This is a genomic window from Mycobacterium sp. 2YAF39, assembly GCF_052114565.1.
Classification (GTDB): Bacteria; Actinomycetota; Actinomycetes; order Mycobacteriales; family Mycobacteriaceae; genus Mycobacterium.
In genome coordinates, this window is the sequence record NZ_JBFREZ010000001.1 from 685856 (window position 1) to 710098 (window position 24243).

The 24243-nt window shown below is 64.2% G+C and carries 24 protein-coding genes; 18 read left to right on the forward strand and 6 right to left on the reverse strand.

Going from position 1 to position 24243, the window contains the following annotated elements:
- The first annotated feature begins 1 nt into the window (after window position 1).
- The 4 genes from rplP (at window position 2) to AB4Z42_RS03435 (ending at window position 3068) form a co-directional block, all read left to right on the forward strand.
- On the forward strand, window positions 2-418 hold the full coding sequence (gene rplP / locus AB4Z42_RS03420; RefSeq protein WP_006245113.1) for a 50S ribosomal protein L16: 417 nt from the start codon (window positions 2-4) through the stop codon (window positions 416-418).
- Complete coding sequence (gene rpmC / locus AB4Z42_RS03425) at window positions 418-651, forward strand: 50S ribosomal protein L29 (protein WP_442007691.1); 234 nt, start codon at window positions 418-420, stop codon at window positions 649-651. Before rplP ends, rpmC begins: the two co-directional genes overlap by 1 nt.
- Window positions 651-974, forward strand: a complete 324-nt coding sequence (gene rpsQ / locus AB4Z42_RS03430; protein ID WP_442007692.1) for a 30S ribosomal protein S17 — start codon at window positions 651-653, stop codon at window positions 972-974. The genes rpmC and rpsQ overlap by 1 nt, the downstream gene beginning before the upstream one ends.
- A 198-nt stretch (window positions 975-1172) precedes the next feature.
- Window positions 1173-3068: a hypothetical protein gene (locus AB4Z42_RS03435; protein WP_442007693.1), complete on the forward strand. Its 1896-nt coding sequence runs from the start codon at window positions 1173-1175 to the stop codon at window positions 3066-3068.
- A 10-nt stretch (window positions 3069-3078) separates the two neighbouring features.
- On the opposite strand, the gene AB4Z42_RS03440 is transcribed toward AB4Z42_RS03435, so the two are convergent.
- From AB4Z42_RS03440 to AB4Z42_RS03455, 4 genes are all read right to left on the reverse strand, one after another.
- Complete coding sequence (locus AB4Z42_RS03440; protein WP_442007694.1) at window positions 3079-4476, reverse strand: NAD(P)/FAD-dependent oxidoreductase; 1398 nt, start codon at window positions 4474-4476, stop codon at window positions 3079-3081.
- 6 nt (window positions 4477-4482) lie between these two features.
- A complete protein-coding gene (locus tag AB4Z42_RS03445; RefSeq protein ID WP_442007695.1) occupies window positions 4483-5136 on the reverse strand; it encodes an undecaprenyl diphosphate synthase family protein in 654 nt (217 codons plus the stop codon).
- 142 nt (window positions 5137-5278) lie between these two features.
- Window positions 5279-6820, reverse strand: a complete 1542-nt coding sequence (locus AB4Z42_RS03450; protein ID WP_442007696.1) for a sugar transferase — start codon at window positions 6818-6820, stop codon at window positions 5279-5281.
- Window positions 6821-6942: 122 nt separating this feature from the next.
- Window positions 6943-7671, reverse strand: coding sequence for a GAF domain-containing protein (locus AB4Z42_RS03455; protein WP_442008107.1), 729 nt, complete (start codon window positions 7669-7671; stop codon window positions 6943-6945).
- 669 nt (window positions 7672-8340) lie between these two features.
- Here AB4Z42_RS03455 and AB4Z42_RS03460 point away from each other — a divergent pair.
- From AB4Z42_RS03460 to AB4Z42_RS03495, 8 genes are read left to right on the forward strand one after another with little or no spacing between them, the layout of a single operon-like run.
- Complete coding sequence (locus AB4Z42_RS03460; RefSeq protein ID WP_442007697.1) at window positions 8341-9939, forward strand: methane monooxygenase; 1599 nt, start codon at window positions 8341-8343, stop codon at window positions 9937-9939.
- Window positions 9940-9946: 7 nt separating this feature from the next.
- Window positions 9947-11110 carry a toluene hydroxylase gene (locus tag AB4Z42_RS03465; RefSeq protein ID WP_442007698.1) on the forward strand — a complete coding sequence of 388 codons (1164 nt, stop codon included), beginning with the start codon at window positions 9947-9949 and terminating at the stop codon, window positions 11108-11110.
- Entirely contained in the window at window positions 11107-11532 is a 426-nt protein-coding gene (locus tag AB4Z42_RS03470) for an MmoB/DmpM family protein (protein WP_442007699.1), read from the forward strand. The genes AB4Z42_RS03465 and AB4Z42_RS03470 overlap by 4 nt, the downstream gene beginning before the upstream one ends.
- The gene (locus tag AB4Z42_RS03475; protein WP_442007700.1) at window positions 11529-12557 is read left to right on the forward strand and encodes an FAD-binding oxidoreductase; all 1029 of its coding nucleotides are present in this window, start codon (window positions 11529-11531) and stop codon (window positions 12555-12557) included. The genes AB4Z42_RS03470 and AB4Z42_RS03475 overlap by 4 nt, the downstream gene beginning before the upstream one ends.
- The gene (locus AB4Z42_RS03480) at window positions 12554-13087 is read left to right on the forward strand and encodes a methane monooxygenase (protein ID WP_442007701.1); all 534 of its coding nucleotides are present in this window, start codon (window positions 12554-12556) and stop codon (window positions 13085-13087) included. Before AB4Z42_RS03475 ends, AB4Z42_RS03480 begins: the two co-directional genes overlap by 4 nt.
- 45 nt (window positions 13088-13132) lie before the next feature.
- Entirely contained in the window at window positions 13133-14698 is a 1566-nt protein-coding gene (locus AB4Z42_RS03485; RefSeq protein ID WP_442007702.1) for a sodium:solute symporter family protein, read from the forward strand.
- 20 nt (window positions 14699-14718) lie between these two features.
- Entirely contained in the window at window positions 14719-15066 is a 348-nt protein-coding gene (locus AB4Z42_RS03490; RefSeq protein WP_442007703.1) for a hypothetical protein, read from the forward strand.
- Complete coding sequence (locus AB4Z42_RS03495) at window positions 15063-16382, forward strand: LLM class flavin-dependent oxidoreductase (RefSeq protein WP_442007704.1); 1320 nt, start codon at window positions 15063-15065, stop codon at window positions 16380-16382. Before AB4Z42_RS03490 ends, AB4Z42_RS03495 begins: the two co-directional genes overlap by 4 nt.
- Here AB4Z42_RS03495 and zwf read toward each other — a convergent pair.
- A complete protein-coding gene (zwf, locus tag AB4Z42_RS03500) occupies window positions 16379-17890 on the reverse strand; it encodes a glucose-6-phosphate dehydrogenase (RefSeq protein ID WP_442007705.1) in 1512 nt (503 codons plus the stop codon). The genes AB4Z42_RS03495 and zwf overlap by 4 nt on opposite strands.
- A gap of 64 nt (window positions 17891-17954) precedes the next feature.
- Window positions 17955-18656 carry a TetR/AcrR family transcriptional regulator gene (locus tag AB4Z42_RS03505; RefSeq protein WP_442007706.1) on the reverse strand — a complete coding sequence of 234 codons (702 nt, stop codon included), beginning with the start codon at window positions 18654-18656 and terminating at the stop codon, window positions 17955-17957.
- 56 nt (window positions 18657-18712) lie between these two features.
- On the opposite strand from AB4Z42_RS03505, the gene AB4Z42_RS03510 reads away from it, so the two are divergent.
- The 6 genes from AB4Z42_RS03510 (at window position 18713) to rplX (ending at window position 24242) form a co-directional block, all read left to right on the forward strand.
- Window positions 18713-19393, forward strand: a complete 681-nt coding sequence (locus AB4Z42_RS03510; RefSeq protein ID WP_442007707.1) for a DUF2306 domain-containing protein — start codon at window positions 18713-18715, stop codon at window positions 19391-19393.
- A gap of 11 nt (window positions 19394-19404) precedes the next feature.
- Window positions 19405-21756, forward strand: a complete 2352-nt coding sequence (locus AB4Z42_RS03515; protein ID WP_442007708.1) for an arylsulfatase — start codon at window positions 19405-19407, stop codon at window positions 21754-21756.
- Between the two features lie 7 nt (window positions 21757-21763).
- A complete protein-coding gene (locus tag AB4Z42_RS03520) occupies window positions 21764-22483 on the forward strand; it encodes a hypothetical protein (RefSeq protein WP_442007709.1) in 720 nt (239 codons plus the stop codon).
- Between the two features lie 4 nt (window positions 22484-22487).
- The gene (locus AB4Z42_RS03525; RefSeq protein ID WP_442007710.1) at window positions 22488-23378 is read left to right on the forward strand and encodes a formylglycine-generating enzyme family protein; all 891 of its coding nucleotides are present in this window, start codon (window positions 22488-22490) and stop codon (window positions 23376-23378) included.
- Window positions 23379-23555: 177 nt separating this feature from the next.
- Entirely contained in the window at window positions 23556-23924 is a 369-nt protein-coding gene (rplN, locus tag AB4Z42_RS03530; protein WP_014209128.1) for a 50S ribosomal protein L14, read from the forward strand.
- Window positions 23925-24242, forward strand: coding sequence for a 50S ribosomal protein L24 (gene rplX / locus AB4Z42_RS03535; protein WP_442007711.1), 318 nt, complete (start codon window positions 23925-23927; stop codon window positions 24240-24242). It begins immediately after the preceding gene.
- The last annotated feature ends 1 nt before the right edge of the window (window position 24243 follow it).

Genomic DNA, 24243 nt, shown 5'->3' on the forward strand with positions numbered 1-24243 from the left:
CATGTTGATTCCCCGCAAGGTCAAGCACCGTAAGCAACATCACCCGAGGCAGCGCGGCATCGCCAGCGGCGGTACCTCGGTGAGCTTCGGTGACTACGGCATTCAGGCGCTGGAGCACGCGTACATCACCAACCGGCAGATCGAGTCCGCTCGTATCGCCATCAACCGGCACATCAAGCGTGGCGGCAAGGTGTGGATCAACATCTTCCCCGACCGCCCGCTGACCAAGAAGCCTGCCGAAACCCGCATGGGTTCCGGTAAGGGTTCGCCGGAATGGTGGGTCGCCAACGTCAAGCCGGGTCGTGTGCTCTTCGAGCTCAGCTATCCGGATGAGAAGACTGCGCGCGAGGCGCTGACCCGCGCGATCCACAAGCTGCCGATCAAGGCACGCATCGTTACCCGAGAGGAGCACTTCTGATGGCTGTGGGAGTGACGCCGGGCGAGCTGCGCGAACTGACCGACGACGAGTTGAAAGACAAGCTGCGCGAGTCGAAGGAAGAGCTGTTCAATCTGCGCTTCCAGATGGCGACCGGACAGCTGGCCAACAACCGCCGGCTTCGCGTAGTGCGCCAGGAGATAGCACGCGTCTACACCGTGCTGCGTGAACGTGAATTGGGCCTGGCATCCGGGCCCGCAGGTGAGGAAGTGTAATGGCTGAGGCAAAAGGTAAGAGCGGCAAGGGCACTGAGCCCGGACCGCGGCACACTCCGCGCGCCGAAGAGAACCGCGGTCGTCGTAAGACGGTCATCGGCTACGTGGTGAGCGACAAGATGCAGAAGACCATCGTGGTCGAACTGGAATCTCGCAAGAGCCACCCGCTCTACGGCAAGATCATCCGCACCACCACCAAGGTCAAGGCGCACGACGAGCAGGGCGACGCCGGTATCGGCGATCGTGTGTCGCTGATGGAGACACGGCCGCTGTCGGCGACCAAGCGCTGGCGTCTGGTCGAGGTTCTCGAAAAGGCGAAATAGGCCGGACCGCAAGAGGAAAGCCCCCGCACACACGGCGTGTCGGGGGCTTTTCGTCTCTCACCATCCGGCTGCTTTTGCCCGTCGATCGCGGCATCGAGTTTGTCGATCGACGCCCGTGCCTATACCTTCGGCCATATGGGGGCTGGCCTTGCGCGTGTTCTGAAAAAGGCGACGCTCGTTTCGGCGAGCGTGGCCGTCGTGGCTGCTCTGACCGTCACACCCCAGGTGAATGCCGCACCAGGTGACTCCGGGCAGGTGGCGGATGCACCGACACTCAGTTTGACCTCCCTGGGTGTCGACAAAGACGTGTCGCTGTACGGCCTGCAGGGCACCCAGACGATAACTGTCCCCGTGCCAAAGGGATTGACACCCGGCGCATTGACGGCCGACGTCGAGTTGCCGCCGTACGTGCAGGGTGGAACCCTCATCGTCAGCCAGGGCGATCGGACATTGTCGCGTATCGAACTGCTGATGGCGGAGAACACGCCGCTCTCGATTCCGTTGACCGGTGCACTCGTCGTCGACAATGCCGTCACGTTCACCGTGCGCAGCCGGCTGTTACCTGAAGAGGGCGACTGCCTGTTCGACCCGACGGTGCCGCTTCGGCTGAATGACGCCACGATCGACTACACCGGCAAGGAGACGGCGCCCACCACGGTCGCCGACTTCCTGCCGCCGGTGCTGCAGAAGATGACGATCTTCACCCCGCAGAAGCCGTCGGCCGCGGAGTCCGACTCGGCGGTGCAGGTGACGACGGCCGTCGTCAGTCGATACGGCAAGCAGAACACCGAGATCGATATCAAATCGCTGGGTGACGGCGAGGCGGCGCCGCCTTCGGCTCCGCTGGAACGCAACGTCGTCATACGTGAGGGATCCGATGCCGCCGTCTCGCTGAAGGGCGGTGATGGGGGAGTGCCCGCTCTGCTGATCTCGGGGCCGGCCGACAAGCTCACCAATCAGGTGCGGTTGCTCAACAGCGAACTGTCCCTGCTGGCGTTATCGTCGAAAGTGGTTACAGGGCCTATAGATTCAGATTCGGATCCGGCCTCGGTGCCTCCGGACAATCAGAGCACGATTCGCGACCTCGGTCAGCCCGGGGTGAGCGCGACGGCGTTCAAACCGCAGGTCGTCGTCGGCATCGACCAAACCCGCATCGGACGACCGGTACGCGATGTGCGCGTGCAGCTCAAGGGTTCGTATACGCCGTTGCCATCCACCGTCGGCGGCCAGCTGGTGGTGTCGGTCGGAGGCGAGACGATCGACCAGTGGGCAGCGGACTCGAGCGGCAAGATCGACCGGTCGATCAGCGTTCCGCAATCCGAACTTGTACGCCACACAGACCTTTCCGTCTCCGTCGATATCGCAGGCAACTCCGGGCGGTGTGGCGAATTCCAGCCGGTGACGTTGATGATCGACGGTGACACCACCATCGACAGCAGCGCGGCCGACCCGCCCGATCCACTTGGTTTCCAGTCGATTCCGCAGGCGCTGATGCCGAAGGTTCAGATCGGAGTCGAACCGGAATCGTTCAAGGACACCGCCCGCGCTGTTTCGATCATGGGAGGGTTGCAACGGATCAGCGGGTCGCGCATCGACACCGAGGTGGTGTCCCTGGATGCCGCGATCGACAGTGACTTGCCGGCAGTCCTGATCTCGGCGGATGGCTGGGACAATGACAAAGTGGTTCCGCCGGTGCGTAGTTCGACGGACGGCACGGTCGAAGTCCAACGCATCGGTGGGGGCCGCAGCGTCACATTGAAGCTCGATCCGGCGACGCCGTTCGCATCTCTTCAGGCCGGCCGAAGCGGTAACAGGACCATCCTGTTTGCGACGTCGGAGAATGCGCCGGAACAGCTTGATTCACTACTCGACTGGCTCGGCGGTGATGTGCATCGGTGGGCGGCGCTGGATGGAACGGCGGTGATCTCACTTCCCGGTAGCGATCCGGTGAGCATCAACACCCAGTCGGCCGCACCGGCGGGACCCGCGGACGAGGGCGGCAACAACCCGGTGTGGTGGATCGCGGCGGGCGTGGGTGTGGTCATCGGCGCGAGCCTGGCCGCGTTGGCCATACACCGGAGGCGTCGCAGCTAGGCGGGCACACTCACGGCTTTGTCAACCCCGACTCGTGATAGCCGCGGTCCGTGTTGACCTGCCAGGGGTCCACCTTCTTACCGAGATATTTGTCGACGCTGCGCATCGCACTCAGCATCGCGTGATCCTGATTGTCGTAGTGGTGCCTGCCATTACGCCCGATCGCGTGCAACGACGGGTGATTCTGATGCAGGTAGTCCCTGATGCGTGCGACGCTGCGTTCCCGCGTCGGGTTGTAAATCGGATACGCGTACTGCGAGCGGACGATCATGACGTGGTCGAGGGCGGAGTCTTCGAAACCCAGCCCGCGGAGGTCTTGTTCGACGATGGCACCCAGGCTCGCATTACTCGCCACCCACAGATCGTCGTCAGGAAGCGTGAAGTATTCGAGGCCGAGGTACGTACCGCTCCAGCCCTCTGGAGCCAGCCCACGCGACCACAGGTTGTAGTTCTGGACCCGTCCCACCCGAAAGTTCTTGCCGGGGGTGTACACCCAGTTGTAGGGAATGTCATACCGCTGCTTCAGCGCGACGGCAACGGTGACCAATGAGCGGTGCCGCAGCGACGCGGCGATCGCCCGAATGTGCTGCGGCGGCTCGGGTTCCAGGGTTTCGATCAGCAAACGCAACGGCATACTCGAGAACACCGTATCCCCGGACGCGGTCTCGCCATTCTGGAGTTCTACGGTCCAGGATCTTCCGTTGTACCGAACGCTGGCCACGTGCGAGTTCAGGAAAGGGACGATTCCGGCATCCGCCAACGCCGCCGCTGCGGCTTCCCAGAGCTGGCCGGGCCCGCCCACCGGATATCTGAAGACATCGGCGGCCGCGGGATCGGATTCGCTCGGCGGACGCCAGTCGATGGGCTTGATTCGCTGATTCGCCCAGTCGCTCGACAGGTGATCGGGATCGGAGAGCCACGTCTTTCGGACATAGCCGTCGAAAAACATCGTGTACCAATAGCGACCGAATTGGCGAACGCCCCACTTGTGGAAGCTCTCCGAAGCGTCGATGGTATGCATCCCGCGCTGGAGTCTGGACCAGAGGAAACTCGCGAGCCCGCGCACCCCGCTTCCAAAGCCCATCTGCGTCAAGAGATCGCGACCAACGAGCGGGTACCGCACGTAGTGACCGTTGACGAGCATGGCGGAGCGCCGACGCACCGAGATCCACTGGTCGGCGGGCAGCAGAGACCTCCACAGGTCGGAGACCTCTTCGCTCCTGGTGAAGAACCGGTGACCGCCGGTATCGACACGCCATTCACCGTGGGTAGGCGTGCGGGCCAAACCGCCGACGTGTCCCGACGCTTCGAAAATGCGAGGGGTGATTCCCCTCTTCGCCAGTTCGAGAGCGGCGGTGAGACCGGCGGGCCCAGCGCCGATGATCAACGGATTCCTGGTCGACTCCATATCGTCCTACCGGCCACGAAGCTGCGGAACTTGCCGATACGCAGCAAGGAGATCGTCGACGTCCTGCACGGACAGATCGTTGAGAGGGGTCTGCAGGAAGACCAGCTGGGCGTATTGAGTCTGCAGTGGCAGGAATCCACTGAGCAATGGTTCGGGAGTGGTCCGCACGACCAGGTCGATGTTTGGAATGTCGAGTGCAGCAGCGATGTCACATCCTTCGCGCTGAGCCCGCTGATATGCGGTTCGCAACTCGTCGTAGGCGTCGTAGGCCGCGAGAATGTTGATCCGGAAATCGCTGCCATTCATTGCCGCTTCCAGATCTTCTGCGGCAGCGACATATTTGTGCGGCAACGCAGTTCGATCGCCATGCAATCGCACACTGCACGAGGCGTGATCGAAGTGGTCGGGTATCAGCGTGGTGACGAATTGCGTCGATGCCGCATATACGGCATCCAACTCCTCGGTGCGCCTGCCCAGATTCGCACGACTCAAGTTGTACACCGTCACGGTCTGCACACCGTTTCGCTGCAGTGTCAAAAGAATCTCGGTGACCTTCTCGGCGCCTTTGAGATAAGCGTCGCCCAGGGTGACATCGTTGGCTTTCGCCCAGCGCCGTAATCCGTCGGGAATCAAACCCACATGATTCGGTTCAGGATGCACCGGCAAACCCCCAAACCCCCACGACTAGCGCTATTGGGAAAGGTAGCGCAACTAGCATTCCTGCCATAGGCGAATGGCAAAATTGCGAAGGGAAGAACGTGCGAGACACCCGCGGATTGTCCCCAATCGAATGACTGGGATTTCAGTCTTCGGTGGGTCGCAGCACCGCCAACACGGTCAGAATGAGGATCTTGAAATCCAACAGCAGCGACCAGTTGTCGATGTAGTAGTTGTCCCACTCGGCCCGGTCGGCGATCGAAGTCTGCCCGCGAAGGCCGTGCACCTGGGCCCAGCCCGTCATGCCCGCCTTCACCCTGTGCCGCTGGCCGTAGCGGCGTACGTGCATCTCGAACAACTCGACGAACTCCGGCCGTTCGGGCCGTGGGCCAACCAGACTCATTTCCCCCCGCAACACGTTGAACAGTTGAGGGAGCTCATCCAGCGATATCCTGCGCATAATCTTGCCGATCCGGGTGCGCCGATCGTCACCTTCCACCCCACCGGGCGCCGTCCCATCGCTCAATTTGAAGCCCGGTTTGGCCGGCTCAGCAATACGCATGGTGCGGAACTTAAGACAGCCGAAGACCTTCCCGTCACGCCCGATCCGCTGCTGACTGAAGAAGATCGGCCCGGGCGAACTGAGCTTGACCGCGATTGCAAGCACGATGAGCAGCGGCGAGATGAGCACCAGCCCCAGCAGGGCGGCGGTCCGGTCGAAGGCGTGCTTGACGGCGAACTGCCAACCCTTTGGATTGACTGGGTTCAGCACCATCAGAGGTACGCCGCCGAGGTGCTCGATCTCGGTGTTGACGCCGACGGCGTCCATGAGTCGCGGAACTACGCGAACCCGCATACCGAGGTTCTGAGCCAGCTGGGCGGTCCGCGCCAACTGCTCGTCGGGCAACGTAGACGGGGCGAAGATGAGCTCCTCGGCGCGGGTGGCGCGCATGGCGCTCTCGAGATTGCCCGTGGTGCCCAGGTAGGGCACGTCAAACATCTTCGCCTCTTCTTCGTCCGGCCGCATATCGTCCAACATTCCGGCGGGCCACAGGCCATATTCCCGCACCTGTCGCATCCGCGAGACGAGTTGATGGGCAACTGGTCCGGACCCGACGATCAGTGCGGGCACGCCAACATGGAACCTGCGTCGCAAGACGCGGTTCAGCACCGATCTGAGCAGGCGGACGGCGGGGATGAGGATCGCCGCGGCCAACCAGATCCGCAGAATCATCTCGCTGGGGCGGACATAGGGGCCGACGGCGTCGCCGGTGTCCAAGCGCGGAACAAGAAACAGCATGAGGGCCAACGTCGCCAGAGCAGCGACCGCAATCGACGTCTCAACTGGTTCGAATTCGTCGAGAAAACCGTGGTTCAGCCGCTGCCGGTACAACCCGCGAGTGGCAATGACGATGACGACCACGGGTACGAAGATCCACGAATACATGGCGATGTGGCGCTCTTGATCGAGCGTGCCCGGGATCCACCACTGAGCGACCAAAACCGCGAGGGCGGCGTACGCGACGTCCATCAGCAACGTGACCACCGAATACCATGGATCAACACGAATTAGTTCGACGAAGCGCGGCGGCGACGGTGCGGTTTCTCGAACCCGGGCGACCTTCAGTCGCGGCGTGGTCGGTCGGCTACTAGGCGAGTGCGTGGTCACCTTCGCCTCTAGCTGCATATGTCAACCCCTTGGACAGAACTGGCAACTGATCTTATGTGTGCTGAGCTGGCCCGGGGGGCAAATGGACAGCCGTGTCAGGGTCGAAGTCGTTGGCGTTCGCGACAAACGGTGCCAAACAGTTAGCTGGAGCCACGCTTCCAGTCGCCCGAAGCAGGGGCGGGACCGAAGATCCGCTCGACGGCGAGCTGCGCCAGATCACTCAGCACCTGGACATGGCCGGTGCCCCACGATCGCGGCTTGTTGTCGAACACACAAAGCGTGCCTATGGCGTGTCCGTCGTGATCGATCAGAGGTATGCCGAGGTACGCGATGGCCGCGCCACTACGGACCACGGGGTGCTTCATGAATACCGGGTCGGTTCGTGCGTCTTCGAGAATCACGGGATTGCGGTCTGCCACTGCGTACTGACCGATGGATTGGTTCAGTGGGATCTGTCGATCCGCCGGGGCGGACATATCACCCATCCCGACAGTGCTCTTGAAGAACTGCCGATCGACATCTATCAGGGCAAGGGCCGCGAACGGGGCATCCAGCGCGTCGGCGGCTGCTTGGGTGATGCGGTCGTAAGCCTCCTCCGGAGGGGAATCGAGCAGTCCGGTGGCATTCAGCGAGCGCAGCCGATCGGGGTCAGTTATGACGGCCGATACGTCCGGCATCGAGTCAGTTTCGAGTACCCCGGACTCGGAGAGGTGGGCGACCAGTTCCCTGATCGGAATGGTCTCGTGGCGGCGTTGGTCGGCGACCATCTGTGATGCCACGGCGCGCGCGACATAGGTACTGACGTCCTCGCCTGCATTGCGCGCGCACTCTTCGAGGGCTCGGTTCAGCCACTCATCGAACCGCAACAGACTAGGCACATAACCCACGTTATCCGAACTGCGCTGGGCCCCGCATATTTGCCGGGGTACCCGCAGATTCGTGCGGTAAGCCTTGGCTACCCGCCAGCATGCCGTGCAGGGGCTTCGCAGCCACCATGTGGTGCGTTAGCGGACCCATGGTCGTGGTGAGCAAGATGGAAACAATTCGTGCCTCGAGGTTCACTCGCTCCAAATCGACGTCGACATGCCAAGAGACCGCACGCCTCAACGGGACGCGGTGCTGTGCCGGCTGAGTCCAGCCCGCTTTCTCGCGGGCCCACGACCACAGCAGCCTGAGTCGACTCGGCTTTGCGATCCGTAACGTAAGCCGCGCGCCGTCTGATGTGGAGTGAGTCGACGCCCCTGCTTCCTGGCGGTCTCGTTCCCCGGTCACTCTGCGGCCCCTTGCAGGACTTCCGTTCTGTCGGTTCAGTTCTCCGTGCTCTCAACGTGACGATACTCGCCAGTTACACATCTCACCGGCGGCTTCGCCTAGCTTCTCGCTCAGCGTGATTTCAAATGCGTTGTGCGCCAGACAACGTCGGAATCGAGTGGGCGTTGAATTCATGGCGATTCAAAGCCTTATTCGACGTGCCCGACGTTGGCTAGCTTTGCCTCCTCGATCACCCGCCGCGGTTGCGCGCGGAATAAGGAGCATTGATGACCCTCACCCCGGGCGACTTCAGGGTGCCCACACCGCGCGATATCAAGGTGGGCGCCCAGGATGTGCATCGCTGGATCCAGGACATGGGATGGGAGGTCCCCGGGGGGCGCTCGAAATATCCGACGAAGTATCAATTCGACGGCGGCACCCGCGAACAGTTCAAGCTGATCGTCGGCGAGTACTGCCGGATGGAGACCGAGAAGGACGACCGGCAGTACGGTTCGCTGCTGGACAGTCTGGCGCGGCTTCAGGCGGGCAGCCGCATCGAACCCCGGTGGGCGGAGGCGATGAAGTTCGTCACCTCCTTCCTCGAGCTCGGTGAGTACGCATCGATCGGCGGTTCGGCGATGCTGTTGGACGCGGTCACCTCACCCGAGCAGCGCAACGGATATCTCGCGCAGGTCGAGGACGAGGTTCGCCACACGAATCAGCTTGGCTACCTGAAGAAGTACTTCGCGTCGCAGTACTACGACCCTGCCGGATTCACCGGCGCCCGCGGACACCGTCACGGCAATCCGCTGTTCTGGAACAACCGCCAGCAGGCCTGCGAGACGTTTGTGTCGGGCGACCCCGTCCTGATCTCGTTGAACCTGCAGATGGTCGCGGAGGCGTGCTTCACGAACCCCCTCGTGGTGGCCATGACCGAATGGGCCGCCGCCAACGGCGACGAGGTCACCCCGACGGTCTTCCTGTCGATCCAGTCCGACGAGCTGCGCCATATGGCGAACGGGTACCAGACCATCGTCTCGGTGATCGAGAACGACCACAACATGCAATACCTGCAAACCGATCTCGAGAACGCGTTCTGGATTCAGCATCGCGGGTTCAGCTCGATGGTCGGGCGGACCTTCGAGTACGGCGCGGTCAACCGGGCCGAGCCGTGGGCGCAGACGTGGAACGACTGGGTGATCGAGGACTGGGGCGGCATCTGGATGGGCCGGTTCTCCAAATTCGGCCTGGAGTCACCGAAGAACCTTGCCGACGCCAGCCGCGACGCGTACTGGGCGCATCACGATTCGTTCGCGATCGCCTATGCGCTGTGGCCGTTCATCGGATACCGGATGGAACTCCCCAACGACACCGATAAGGAATGGTTCGAACGCCACTATCCGGGTTGGTACACCGCGATCGGCCGGATCTTCGACCGCTGGAAGGAAATCGGCGTCGAAGATCCGGCCAACCGGACCAGTCCGATCGAGCACCTGATCGAGCTCGGCAAGGTGCTGCACATCTGCCGGGTATGCCAGTCGCCGCTGCTGCAGGTCGCGCCCGAGGCGCCGAAGAGCACCAACGCCGTGCGCACACGGGTCATCGAATACGGCGGCCGCAAGCACGCGCTGTGCTCGGACTGGTGCGAGCGGATGTACCTGCAGGAACCGGAGCGCTACACCGGCGAGAACTTCCTGGAGATCTTCGACGGCTGGGAGCTGTCGGAGATCGTCCGCGCAACCGGTGGTCTGCGCAGCGACGGGAAGACCCTGATCGCACAACCGCATCTGAATAGCGAACGGATGTGGACCATCGAGGATCTGGCGGCGACCCGAATCGTGATACGCGACCCACACGTCGCCGGTGTCAGCTTCGTGAAGGCCTGACCGCGCCGTGGGCAACACCTACCGTCGGAGCCTGCTCAACCCCGAGTACGATCTCGCACGCGAACCACTCGAGACACAGCGCACCGCAGTCCATTTCGCCAACCCCTACCGGCGCCGCATCTCGGAGTACGAGTCGGTGTTGCTCTACGCCCAGCCGAATCCGGACTGGATCCGGGGAGGCATCGGCGTCGGAGGGTGGTCCACGCGCTTCCCCGGTGGGCGGGGAGCGTGGGAGAACTATTTCACCGAGGCCCGCTGCACCGACTGGTTCGCGTTCAGAGATCCCGAAGGTCGTTGGCAGAAGCCCTATGTGGCGGAGAAAGCCGACCAGTGGCGGACCACCACCCGGCTGTTCTCGACCTTCGCCAGCCACTCGCTGCACCGGCGAGCGGACCCGACGTGGATCCAGACGGTCGTCGGCGAGCAGCTCGGCGCCATCGTGCTGCACGACTACGGCATTTTCATGGCGCTCACGTCAGGTATCCGCGACAGCCTCGTGGACACGTTGCGGGTGGCGATCGTCAACTGGGCGCTGGATTTCCTCGACAGTGCACAGCAGATCCAGGCCGAGAAGGTGTACCTCGGCCAGGCTGTTTCGGAATCGCTCGCGGAGCTGGGTCCGGCCAAGCAGTTGTGGCTGCACGGCCCGGCCTACGTCGGTGCGCGCACATTCGTCGAACACCTGTGGCGCGACGGCTACGACCACATCGAGGTGATCTTCGCGCTGGCGATGATCTACGAGCCCTTGTTCGGCCGGTTCGCCCGGCAGGAGTACTTCTACCGTCTCGCTCCGATTCACGGAGATCAGCTCACGCCGCAGGTCCTGTGGCCGACGCTCCGCTCGGTAGAGGCGGCGAACACATGGACGAAGGAACTGTTCGACCGAATTCTGGGAGCGGACAGCGAATTCGGCACCTACAACAAGCAACTCATGGCGTGGTGGACCCGACGATGGCTGCCACGCGCGGTGGACGCGGTCGCAGATTTCTCTGCCCTGTTCGAGTCCACCGACATCTTGCGAAACAACCCCGCCGAGTCCCCGCGAGAGATATTCGAAACGGTGGCGACCGACTGGGTTCGTGACATCGCGCCTGTGTGGGGTTCGGACGTGACGGTCGAGGACCTGATAGCGCTGTACGACAAGCGTTCTGCTGTTGGGAAATCGGCATGACGGAAGCTCCTGTGAGCGGGACGAACTCACACCACGCCGCGGTCGACCGCCGTGTCGCCGGGGTGGACGTGGACCAGGTGCGCGCCAACATGTTCAGCGACAGGGCGGTTGTCGAGTCTCGGCGTGTCGTGCTCGCTCTCACCAAGGCCGACGAGATCGAGGCAACGGTGGAGTGGCTCAACGAGCAGTACGCCGACGAGCCCAGCTTCCGGGTCGAGGACTGCGGGACCTTCTATCGCATCGACTGCCTCGAGGGGTTCGAGATCGATGCGGACGAGATCGCCGAACTGCTCGGGCGCCCGTTCTCGGTATACGACCTGCTGGTGAACGTCTCGACCACGATCGGGCGGGCATACGTCGACGGCAACATCTTCGCCATCACCACCGACCTCATCGGCTGGGAACGCGAGGTCCCGCGGTGAGCGCGGAGCACAAGGTGGCGCTCACCTTCGAAGGCGCCGACCGCATCGATATCGCCTGCCGAAGCGACGAGGACATCATCACGGCCGCCCTCCGCCAGGGCCACTTGCTGCTCAGCGACTGCCGCGAGGGCAGTTGCTCGACCTGCCGCGGCTTCCTCGTTGACGGCGACTACGACCAGTTGCTTCCTCACAGTCCGCACGCCCTCACCGATGCCGAGGAAGAGGACGGCCTCATCCTCGCCTGCCGGTTGCGGCCCTCGAGCGACCTGGAGATCGACTTCGACTACCCCGCGGACCGGGTCGGACGCTACGAGGACGGAACCCGCAACGGTCAGATCATCGAAGCCGAAGCGCTTTCCGGCACGGTGGCGCGAGTTGTCATCCGCACCAATGTGGCCCAGGACCCGTTCGATTGGGAACCCGGTCAGTATCTTCAGATCACCTTGCCCGCGGTCGGTGCGACCCGCGCATACTCGATGGCCAACGCTCCCGACGGCAGCCGTGAACTCGAGTTCCTGATCCGGCTTCTGCCGCAGGGACGGTTCTCCGGTCACATCGCCCGCGGGCTGGCCAAGGGAGAGCCGGTTCGACTTCGAGGTCCATACGGGCAGTTCGGATTCCGAGGCGGCTCGAAGCCTGTCTTCGTCGCCGGTGGAACAGGTCTCGCGCCCATCCTTGCAATCCTGCGGGCACTCGCCGACACCGATTCGGCCGCCCATGCGAAGGTCGTCTTCGGCGTCGCGGACGCATCGGACCTCTTCTGCACCGAGGAGCTGTCCGCCCTGCGTCGGGCGCTGCCCAACCTCGAACTGGTGACCACTGTCGAACGACCGGGCGCCGGATGGTCGGGTGCCGTCGGGCAAGCGACGGACCACCTCGGCCCGATCGAAGCGGGACGGTCGTACTACCTGTGTGGCCCACCTCCGATGGTCAGCGCCGCCGAAGTCCTGCTGTTGGACAACGGCGTTGCGCGCGAACGCATTCACGTCGAGCGATTTCTCGAAGCAGGAGACGAGCAGCCATGACACGCACAGCCAAGGTCGCCGCCGCCGCAGGCGCGACGCCCCGCACCGACTACCCACCCTTTGGAAACCAGACGTCGCGCGCCGAATGGGCGGGTCGCCTCGCGGAGGTTTCCACGTTGACTGAGGCGCTTTCGCTGCTGATCGACTGGCGTGCCGGGCGCGGAGGCAATCCACTCGAAGAGGCCGACTTCCTCTGGATCGAGTCGCGCATCGAGGACCGGGTCGCGGTGCTGCGATTCGCCGAACTGTCGGGAGAATCCATCGAGACCACGACGCTCACCGGCGAGCCGATCGCATCGGTCACCGAAACTGCGTTGTCCGATGCGAGATCCGCTGACGACGCGACAGCGATCGAGTCGATTGTCGCGGAGTTCCGCCGCCGCTACAAACCGCCCATCATGCCGACGGTGCCATTCATGCGCACCGAGGTCGAACTCGCCGAACTGCTCATCACGCGCCGAAACCTGGGCTGGTACGACGAGCCGCTCGACGAGTTGCGACGCCGCCGCGCGGCCGTCGTCCTGGATTGACAGTCCCGACAACACCAACTCCCAACCATCCAAGGAGATCCGCTCGTGCCCGAACTCGAATTCATCAGGCAATCAGGCGCATTGGGGTATGCGCTGCTCTTCGGCCCCGGCCTCCTGCTGCTGCTCATCGCCCTTGCCGTCAAGGGAGCCGTCAAGACGACGCACAACTTCGTGATCTCCGGACGCCTGCTGGGCTTCGGTTTCGGTGTCGCGTCGCTCATCTCGGTGTGGACGTGGTCGATGGCGGTGATGCTGTCCTCTGCCCAGGCCTACACCTGGGGCACCTCCGGACTCGTCTGGTTCATCGTCCCCAACGGCCTTGCCGTCATCATCATGGTTCCGTTCGGGCTGAAGGTCCGCCAGAAGATGCCCGCCGGCTACACCCTCGCCGAGTTCATCCGGGCCCGATTCAGGGACAGCGTCAGCAGTGTGGCCACGCTCATCTTCCTCATCGGTGCCCTGCTCGGCGTCATCATGATCAACCTGGCCGGGCTCGTCCTGATCATGAACACGATCTTCGGGCTGACACCGTTCAGCATCGTCGTCACCGGCATCATCGTCGTGACCGTCTACTCGTACTTCGGTGGGCTGACGACATCGGCGGTGACGGGAACTTTGAACACACTGCTGCTCGGCGTCGGGTCTTCGGTCGTGGTCCTCTACGCCCTGGCCAAGGCCGGGGGAGCGCAGTTGGTGTTCAACGAGGTCGAGAAGGCCGGCGGTGAACACCTGAACCCGTTCAACCCTGTCACCGCAGCAAGTTTCGGTCTTGCGCTGGCTCTGGGTCTGCTCACCAACGTCATCGCCGATCAGTCGTTCTGGCAGCGGGTGTGGGCGATCAGGCCGAAGGATCTCGGCCGAAGCTTCCTGTGGGCGGGTGTCTGGTTCTACCCGATCCCACTGGCGCTCGGGCTTCTCGGCTTCATCGGCCTGGCCGCCGGGGTCACCCTCGACGACCTCGGTGCGCTGGGTGCGGGGGCGGTCGGTCCGCACGTCATCGCCAGCCTCGGCCTGCCGGTGGTCATCGTCGCGCTGTACACCCTGGTGGTGGTCAACGCCTGCTTCGCGGCCATCGACGGAGCGCTGTCGGGTGTCACCTCACTGGTGGCCGTCGACATCGTGCACCGGTACTGGCCCAAGGTGTCCGAACGCAAGCTGCTCGCCGTCACCAAAACCAGCATGATCGTCGCTGCAGCGGTCGCCGGTGGGGTGGTATTGACCGGTATCGACTACGTGAATCTCGTTACCACCGTGTACTTCTACGGCACCAGCCTGCTCATCCCGGTGACACTCAGCATCTTCTGGTCCCGCATGACGGGACCCGGGTATGTGTGGGGCGTCATCGCGGGAGTCGCTGTCGGGGGACCGTTGCGGGAGACGCTCGGGCCGACGTACGGCCCGTTGTTCGGCATCATCGGACTGATCGCCGGATCGGCGATCGTCTCCGTCCTCGTCAGCCTGCGGTCCAACACGCGGTTCGACTTCGACAGCCTGGCCGAGGGCAACTCGGCGCTGCTGGCACGGGGGAACACCGCGGAGCCGGTGCGCAAGGACGAGCCGAAGGTCGATGCGGTGGACGGCCAGCTCCCCGAAACCGCCGGCCAGCAGTAACACTCTCAGAAAGGAACGTCGTGGTCATTTTCTACATCGGCGCGAGCATCGGCCTGATCCTCGCGGTGATCTACCTGATCGTCGGTGCGCTGAGTTTCCTACGCATCCGCCGAGAACTGTTGAAAGGTAACAATTTCGAGGTACTACAGGAGGAGCTGTCCGATCCCTCCGAGGTCGCGCTCGTGCCAGGATTCACCTGGAAGGCCGGCCTTGCCGTCCTGACATCGTTCGTCCTGCTGATCATCGCCTCTTACAGCGGTGCGTTCTGGTACGTGCTCGCATTGAGCGGTCTGGGCACCGCGGCGGCGGTGATCGTCGCCTTCGTGCTCGAACTGCGTGGTGACCGTCCCGCGGTGCTCTCCTCATGACCAAGACGAAGATGCACCTGCTGGGCTTCGTCCAGCATGGGGTGATGAACCACGCGTCGACGATGTGGGCACACCCCCGCGACAAGGTCGGCTACCACTGGTCACGTCCGGAGTACTGGCGCGACCTCGGCCGCATCATGGAGCGGGGCTTGTTCGACGCGATGTTCATCGCCGATGAACTCGCGCCGTATACGACATACAAGGGCAATTCGGATCCTGTCGTGAAATACGCCGGGCAGTGTCCGGTGCACGAACCTGCCAGCCTTGTGCCGATCGTCGGGGCGTTCACCAAGCACCTCGGGATCGGCATTACGCTGTCGACTTCCTTTGTCCCGCCGTACATGATGGCGCGCCACCTGTCGACGCTCGACCACCTCACGGGCGGCCGCGTCGGGTGGAACATCGTCACGTCGTACTCCAAGAGCGAGTTCCAGGCGATGGGCAAAGAGAACCTCACACCGCGCGACAAACGCTACGAAGTGGTGGAGGAGTACATGCAGCTGCTGTATCAGCTGTGGGACTCCTGGGACGACGACGCCATCGTCTACGATCGCGAGACCGGAGTCTTCGCCGACCCGTCCAAGGTGCGCGAAGTCGACTTCAATGGCGAGTTCTTCCGTTCGAAGGGCAGGCACTTCGTCACGCCCTCGCCGCAGCGCAGGCCGGTGCTCTGGCAGGCGGGATCGTCGGACCAGGGCCGTGAGTTCGCCTCCAAGCACGCAGAATCCGTGTTCGGAATCTTCCCGACACCTAAGAGCATGTGTGCCTACGCCGACGATATCCGCACCCGCGCCGACGATCACGGCCGCGACCCCGACTCGGTAAAGCTGATCTACGGCCTGCAGACGATCATCGACCGCGACAAGTCCCGCGCCAACGACAAGTACGCCGAGTTCGTGGAGAAGGTGCAGATCGAGAGTGCGCTCGGAATCCTTTCCGGCCATACCGGTTTCGACTTCTCCACACTCGGGCTCGACGACAACGTCGTCGACGCCGACGTGCAGGGCATCCGCGGCCTGTTCGACGCGATCCTCGAAGCCAAGGACGGCGCCCCCGTCACCGTCCGCGAGGCCGCACAGATCTACGGCGTCTCGATGGGCGCCCCCGTCGCGGTCGGCACCCCGTCGGACGTCGCCGACCAGATGGAGCAGTACATCGATGACGGCGGCTGCAACGGTTTCATGCTACTGGCCTCCGACACTCCGGGTTGCTTCAACGATGTGACGGAACTGCTTGTCCCCGAGCTTCAGCGACGAGGGCGGTACCGGACCCGCTATCCGGGAACGACGTTGCGTGAGAGCCTGCAGGAGTACTAGTCGTCGTCGCCGTTCTTCTTCTCGCGCCACGCCCGCTCGAACGGCAACCGCCATGCGTTGGGTGCGATCAGCTGATGGATCGAGTTGGGTCCCCAGGTGCCCGGCTGATAGACCTTCGCGGGAGGCGGGTCTTTCAGCAGTTGTTCCGAGCGCTCCCATAGTGATTCGATGCCGTCGGCGGTGGTGAACAGGGTGTGGTCGCCGCGCATCGCGTCGAGGATCAGTCGTTCGTAGGCCTCCAGCACGTCGCCTGCGGTATCGATCTCCTGCGTCGAGAACTGCATTGACAGCTTGTCCAGCTTCATGCCGGGACCGGGCCGCTTACCGTAGAACGACAATGACACCTTGGAGTTGTCGGCCAGATCGAACGTGAGGTGGTCGGGGCCCTGCGCCCCGACGCCTGATCCGGACGGAAACATTGTCCGTGGCGCTTCCTTGAACGCTATCGAGATGATCCGGATGCCTTCGGCCATTCGCTTTCCGGTGCGCAGATAGATCGGCACGCCCGCCCAGCGCCAGTTGTCGATGCCGACCTTCAGCGCGATGAACGTCTCGGTATCGGAATCTTTTGCCACACCCTCGTTGTCGCGGTATCCGGCGTACTGACCACGCACCACGTCCGAACAGTTCACCGGGAGCATTGACCGGAATACCTTGTTCTTCTCTTCACTGATCGCGCGCGGCTCCAATGCCGTTGGCGGTTCCATGACAACGAACGCCATCACCTGGAAGAGATGGGTGACCACCATGTCCTTGTAGGCGCCGGTGCTCTCGTAAAAGTTGGCGCGCTCATCGAGGCCGAGGGTCTCGGGGATGTCGATCTGGATGTGGTCGATGAAGTTGCGGTTCCAGATCGGCTCGAACAGGCCATTGGCGAAGCGGAAGGCCAGGATGTTCTGTGCCGCCTCCTTGCCGAGGAAGTGGTCGATCCGGAAGATCTGCCGTTCGTCAAAGGTCTCGTGGACAAAGGCGTTCAGCTCGACAGCGCTGGCCAGGTCTGTGCCGAATGGCTTCTCCATCACGACTCGGGACCGGTCCACCAGGTTGGCGTCCTTCAACATCGTGATCACCGCGCGGGCCGCCTTTGGTGGCACCGACAGGTAGTGCAGCCGGCGGACGTCGGGGCCGAGCTTTTCTTCTGCGGTCGCCACTGCGGCGGCCAGCGCATCGGGTCCTTCGCCCTGAGGTACGTAGGTGACCGTCTCGGCGAACCGCGTCCACTGCTCCTTGCTGAGCTTGTGGGTGCCGAAATCCTCGACGGCCTCTTTCGCCAGCTTCAGGAAGTCCTCGGTGGAGATGTCCTCCAGGGATGTCGCGACGATCTCGATGTGGGGTGCCAGGTCGGACTGATCCAGATAGGCCAGGCCGGGAATCAGCTTGCGTCGAGCCAGATCGCCCGTCGCGCCGAACAGAACGACCACGTGTGGATCCACCGCATAGTCGTCGTGACGGCCGGGACGGGAGCCGGGGTGCGGATAAGAGATGGTCTGCGGTTTGCTTGTCGCCACTCTCGGCATACTCCCACCGGGACCACTTTCCTGCACGGCTACCGGGGTTGCCGCAACCGCGAAGTCACAAACCCGCTTCCATTCGCGCGGCCACGCCGTCGCACAGTTGCCGCAGGCCCGAGTGGAAGTCGGCCTGGTGATCGGTGTCGGCAGTGTCGAAAACGCCCGCCTCCAGCGCGGCACTGAGCGCCGGGAATCGTTCGGCGTCCACGAACCGCCGGAGCAGGACGGGGTAGTCCGGGCCCTGCACCTGTGCCGCCTCGATGTTCAGCGCCGCGGCGCCGCGAACGAAGTGCAGCACGGCCATCACCGCGGCGAGCTTGTCGTGCTCTGGCAGCCTCGTCCCGGCGAACGCGGCCAGGCCCGCATCGAGCCATGCCAGCTGGCCGGGGTCGGCGGGCGGACCGGCTGCGGCGGCCGCCAGGACCCACGGGTGCCGGTGGTAGATGTCCCATAGACCCGCGGCCCAATCCGTAAGCGCCCCACGCCAATCGGCGGGGTCGTTGGGCGGGGGCGGCGGACCAGGCGCCGTCGAGAGCATGAAGGTCACCAACTCGTCCTTGTTGGCGACGTGCCGGTACAGCGACATCGTGCCGCAGCCGAGGCGGCCGGCAAGCCGCGCCATCGACAATCCACCGAGGCCGTCTGCGTCGGCCAGTTCGACGGCCGCGGCGACGATGCGCTCGCGGCTGAGCCCCGCCGAGCGCCTTGGCGTGCTCGGCTCATGCCACAAGATCTCCAGCGCGCGGGGCAGGGGATCGCTCATTTGTTGACAGCATAGGCGATTGTGGTCGGCATGCGTATGCCGTACGCTTCGTGCGTATGACATACGCAACGCGGCGATCGACTCCGTTGACCGCGGTCCTGGTCCTGGTGGTGGCGGGGTTTCTACTCTTCTCGCTTCCGCCGTATTTCACCGGCGGCACCCGGGTGCCCGCGACGTTCGGGTGGCACTATCCGCTGTTGGTCGCCCACGTCATGTTCGGCAGCGTCGCCATGGTGTCGGCCGTCGTGCAGATCTGGCCGCGGCTGCGCGCGCGGCACCCCGCGCTGCACCGTCGCACCGGCCGCGTGTACGTCGCCGCGGCGATCCCCGCCGCGGCATTGGCGATGGTGATCGGGGCCGCGACTCCGTTCGGCCCGTTCCTGGCGGTCAGCAATGTGCTGCTGGCCGCGGTGTGGCTGTGGTTCACGGTCAACGGGTTGCGGGCGGCGCGCCAGCGGCGTTTCGCCGACCACCGCAGGCACATGGTCCGCAGCGCCACGGTCGCACTGTCGACGATCACCAACCGGATCTGGACGCCACTTCTTTTCATCGCGCTGCAGCCCTTGCAGGACAGTGTTTTTGGCGGCAACGAAGAGCACTATCTATGGTTTGTGGCCGGCCTTGGCGCATGGCTGGGCTGGACGATTCCGCTGGCCACCGTGCAGTGGTGGCTGACCCGCAGACCGCTGGCGCCGCCGTCGCCCGTTTCTCAGTCTGAGCTCATATCGCCGGGGTAATCTCCCCGGCCATGGCGACTGAATTCAGCGGCAAGATCGAACTCGACGTCCGGGACTCCGAGCCGGACTGGGGCCCCTACGCCGCACCGACAGCGCCGCAGGGTGCACCCAACGTCCTCTATCTCGTGTGGGACGACACCGGCATCGCCACCTGGGACTGCTTCGGTGGCCTGGTGGAGATGCCGACGATGAGCCGCATCGCCGAACGCGGTGTCCGGCTTTCGCAGTTCCACACCACCGCGCTGTGCTCACCGACGCGGGCGTCGTTGCTGACCGGCCGCAATCCCACCACCGTCGGCATGGCCACCATCGAGGAGTTCACTGACGGGTTCCCCGGCTGCAACGGACGGATTCCCGATGACACCGCGCTGCTTTCGGAGGTGTTGTCCGAACACGGCTACAACACCTATTGCGTCGGCAAGTGGCATCTGACGCCACTGGAGGAGTCGAATCTTGCTGCGACCAGGCGGCATTGGCCGCTGGCGCGTGGCTTCGAACGGTTCTACGGCTTCATGGGCGGCGAGACGGACCAGTGGTATCCCGAACTCGTCTACGACAACCACCCCGTCGCGCCGCCGGGGCTTCCCGAGGACGGCTATCACCTGTCGAAGGACATCGCCGACAAGACAATCGAGTTCATCCGCGATGCGAAGGTGATCGCGCCGGACAAGCCATGGTTCTCCTACGTCTGCCCGGGCGCAGGGCACGCGCCGCACCACGTGTTCAAGGACTGGGCGGACCGGTATGCGGGCAAGTTCGACATGGGCTACGAGCGCTACCGCGAGATCGTGCTGGAGAACCAGAAGCGCCTCGGCATCGTGCCGCCCGACACCGAGCTCTCGCCGATCAATCCATACGCGGATGTCAAGGGCCCCAACGGAGAACCGTGGCCGCCGCAGGACACCGTGCGGCCGTGGGACTCGCTGGCCGACGACGAGAAGCGGCTGTTCGCGCGGATGGCCGAGGTCTTCGCCGGCTTCCTGAGCTACACCGACGCCCAAATCGGCCGCGTCCTGGACTATCTGGACGAGTCCGGCCAGCTGGACAACACCGTCATCGTCGTCATCTCCGACAACGGCGCCAGCGGTGAGGGCGGCCCCAACGGTTCGGTGAACGAGGTCAAGTTCTTCAACGGATACATCGACACCGTCGAGGACGGTCTGCGCGTCATGGACAACCTCGGCGGCCCGGAGACCTACAACCACTATCCGATCGGCTGGGCGATGGCGTTCAACACGCCATACAAACTGTTCAAGCGCTACGCCTCGCACGAGGGGGGCATCGCCGACACCGCGATCATCTCGTGGCCTGACGGCATCGCCGCGCACGGCGAGGTGCGCGACAACTACACCAACGTCTGCGACATCACCCCGACCGTGTACGAACTGCTCGGCATCACGCCGCCCGCCACGGTCAAGGGCATCGCACAGAAACCGCTCGACGGTGTGAGTTTCAAAGCCGCCCTTGATGATCCGAAGGAGTCGACGGGAAAGGAGACCCAGTTCTACGCGATGCTGGGAACGCGCGGCATCTGGCACGACGGCTGGTTCGCCAACACCGTGCACGCGGCGTCGCCTGCCGGTTGGTCGAACTTCGACAAGGACCGCTGGGAGCTGTTCCATATCGAGGCCGACCGCAGCCAGTGCCACGACGTGGCTGCGGAAAACGCCGAGCGGCTCGAAGAACTCAAGGCCCTGTGGTTCAGCGAAGCCAACAAGTACAACGGCCTGCCGTTGTCGGACCTGAACATCCTCGAGACGATGTCACGGTTCCGCCCATATCTGACCGGCGCCCGGGAGTCGTACACCTACTATCCCGGCACCGCAGACGTCGGCATGGGTGCCGCGGTCGAGATCGGCGGCCGGTCGTTCGTGGTGATGGCGGAGGTGACTGTGGACACCACCGGCGCCGAGGGCGTGGTGTTCAAGCACGGCGGCGCACACGGTGGGCACGTCCTGTTCATCCAGGACGGTCGGCTGCATTACATCTACAACTTCCTCGGCGAGGAAGAACAGGTGTTGTCGTCACCGGGGCCCGTTCCGGTCGGAACGCACACGTTTGGTGTCGCCTACACCCGCACCGGAACGGTCGAGGGCAGTCATACTCCGACCGGTGACGCGGCGCTCTACATCGACGACAACGAGGTGGCGTCTCGGTCGGGCGTCAGAATCCACCCCGGTACCTTCGGTCTCGCCGGAGCCACCCTGAGCGTCGGCCGCAACACCGGATCACCCGTTTCACGGGCATACAAGGCCCCGTTCGCCTTCACAGGTGGCACCATCGCTCAGGTGAACGTTGATGTGTCCGGTCAGCCGTACGTGAATCTGGAGCGCGAGTTCGCGCGCGCTTTCGCGCGGGACTGAACCGCTGATGAGAACCCGATCCGCGACGCTCGTCGGGCTGTGCTTGACGGCCGTAGTGGTGTCGGCCTGCGGCAAGACCAGCGAGGGTGTGCCGATCGCCGACGAGGCTGCGTCGTCCGCCATGCCGTCGGCCACCTCCGCGACCGCGGCGGCGCCGTCGACGCGGACCATCCCGACGGCGGAGGCGGACCTCACCGAACCTGGCGTCGTGCCCACCACGCGCACAGCGGTGCCTGCCGGCACGGTGACCTGTGAATTGACCGACCCGCCGCCCGATGGGGTGGCGACGGCGACCGTCGCGGATCCGGCGGCGCCGACGATCACGGTGGCCCTGCCCGCAGGCTGGTCGAGCGGTCCGGGCGACGGAGACGTCGGCGCGAAACTGACGGGCCCGGATGGGATCTGGGCGACGGTCACGATCGCCAAGACGACGTTGGACCCGGCGGCGGCCTTCAAGAAGTACGCCGACGATGCGATGGGGGCCTCGGCGGTCAGCAGCGTCAGCGTGTTGCCCGCCGACCTGTGCGGATACAGCGGTCAGAAACTGCTCGGTTCCTGGTCGGACGCCCCTGAGCAGGCCGTGGAGTTCGGTGACCGTATCGCACACATCTGGACGAACGCGGGCGATTACCTGGTGACGGTGCACGTGCAGGGACCGGCGAGCACTCCGGATTTCGACCCGTTCACCTCGCCGATGATGAACGATTTCGGCATCGAAATACCCTGAGGTCATGCTCACCGAGCTCATCGAGCTGCCGGGTGGATCGTTTCGGATGGGCTCGACGCAGTTCTATCCGGAAGAGGCGCCCGCACACACCGCGGCCGTGGCGGCGATCGCCGTCGAACGTCATCCGGTGACCAACGCGCAGTTCGCCGAATTCGTCGACGCCACCGGATACGTCACCGTCGCCGAGCAGCCGCTGGATCCTGCACTGTTTCCCGGGGTGCCGGCGCAGGAGCTGGTGCCCGGCGCGCTGGTGTTCCGGCAGACGAGCGGGCCGGTCGACCTGCGGGACTGGCGCCAGTGGTGGACCTGGGAGCCGGAGGCGAGCTGGCGGCATCCATTCGGCGCCGACAGCGAGAGCTGGAACTTTGGAGACCGGCTCGACCACCCGGTGGTGCAGGTCGCCTATCCCGATGCGGCGGCCTATGCGCGGTGGGCCGGTCGCCGGCTGCCGACGGAAGCCGAATGGGAGTACGCCGCCGGCGCGGGCGTCACCACCACCTATCCGTGGGGCGAGGACGTCATGCCCGCGGGCCGGCTGATGGCCAACACCTGGCAGGGCGACTTTCCCTACCGCAACGAGGGCGCGGCCGGCTGGATCGGCACGTCCCCCGTCGGCACCTTCGACGCCAACGCGTTCGGCCTGGTCGACATGATCGGCAATGTGTGGGAATGGACGACCACGGAGTTCTCGGCGCATCACCGGCTCGGCACGACGAAGGGCTGCTGCACCCCCGGTCCGACGGGCGACCCCACCGTCAGCCAGGCCCTCAAAGGCGGATCGCATCTGTGTGCGCCGGAGTACTGCCACCGATACCGTCCCGCCGCCCGCTCACCTCAGTCGCAGGACAGCGCCACCACTCACATCGGCTTTCGCTGCGTGACCGACGTCGTTTGAGGGTTGACCAGCAGCGATTTGGTTCTGCGCAGGTCCTCACCTAGAATCAACGGGTTGCCTTGGGCAGACCTTGGCCGATCCCTCGGGATAGGCCCCGCGTGCTCTTCGGTGACAGCAAGACCGCGCACGTCAGGTCGGAATCTGCCGTGCACACATTTACCAGGTCGAGGAGTTCGAGTGATTCAGCAGGAATCGCGGGTGAAGGTCGCCGACAACACGGGCGCCAAGGAGATCTTGTGCATCCGCGTGCTCGGCGGATCGGGACGGCGCTATGCCGGCATCGGCGACATCATCGTGGCGACCGTCAAGGACGCCATCCCGGGCGGCAACGTCAAGCGCGGCGAGGTTGTCAAGGCCGTCATCGTGCGCACCGTCAAGGAGCGCCGCCGCGCCGACGGCAGCTACATCAAGTTCGACGAGAACGCCGCCGTCATCATCAAGGCCGACAACGACCCGCGCGGCACCCGCATCTTCGGCCCGGTCGGGCGCGAACTGCGTGAGAAGCGCTTCATGAAGATCGTCTCGCTCGCCCCGGAGGTGTTGTAAATGAAGGTCCACAAGGGTGACACCGTTCTGGTCGTCTCCGGCAAGGACAAGGGCGCCAAGGGCAAGGTGCTGCAGGCCTATCCGGAGCGGGACAAGATCCTCGTCGAGGGCGTCAACCGGATCAAGAAGCACACCGCGATCTCGCGTAACGAGCGTGGCGCGCAGTCCGGCGGCATCGTCACGCAGGAAGCCGCGATCCACGTCTCGAACGTGATGGTCGTCGACTCCGACGGCAAGCCCACCCGCGTCGGCTACCGCAAGGACGACGACACCGGCAAGAAGGTCCGCATCGCCAAGACCAACGGCAAGGACATCTGAG